Source organism: Wolbachia endosymbiont of Pentidionis agamae (assembly GCF_036711655.1).
GTDB lineage: Bacteria > Pseudomonadota > Alphaproteobacteria > Rickettsiales > Anaplasmataceae > JAZHPY01.
In genome coordinates this window covers 1-644 of the sequence record NZ_JAZHPY010000150.1, presented here as the reverse complement: position 1 = coordinate 644, position 644 = coordinate 1, and the positions used below count along the sequence as shown (strand labels likewise).

The window sequence follows — 644 nt, the reverse complement described above, 5'->3', positions numbered from 1 at the left end:
GCTCTTTTGATTTCGTTTCGCATTAAACGTTAACCCAGTCGAATGTAATTTTTGTTGCGCAAGTGATTGACTTTAATTTTTTAGCTTTTATGTTATGAAACAAATTGAAATATTTGCTTGAGTTTGTTGAACGTTCGGTATAATTATTAGCTTTGTTATTCAAAATAATTAACTCTGCACTGAACTTCAAATCTGCGTCGACACACGAATCACGCTTTATTGTTTAGAGTCAAAAAATAAAAGCAGATATTGTCAGTTAAATACTGAACAATTTAACTTTAATCTTTTAACAAAATGTTACTCGCAAATAATATTTCTCGGAATTTGAATTTAATTTCATCTTTATTTGAATGTTGTGAAATGTAAAACAATAATTTAATTGCGTTTATTTCTCGAAATGAACTCAATTTGAAATGTAATAGGAATGATTCGTCGTTTAATTTGTGCTTTTTCATTAACAGTTTTAAAAGGTAAACACAGTTCTCGAAGAAGTTATGTCGTTGTTGGAGGCAGCACGGAGTGGAGATGCGGACACTGTTTCGCGGCTTATTCGCGAAGGCGTTGATGTCAACAAAACGGATGTACGCGGATATCAAGCAATACATTTCGCAGCTGCAAATGGCCGCAGTAATGTTATTGAAATA

Annotated in this window: 1 protein-coding gene; it reads left to right on the top strand. The window is 32.6% G+C overall.

Annotated elements, in window-relative coordinates:
• Window positions 1–494 precede the first annotated feature (494 nt).
• The coding region (locus V6U76_RS05655; RefSeq protein ID WP_408647439.1) for an ankyrin repeat domain-containing protein at window positions 495–644 on the top strand (150 nt) is incomplete at its 3' end.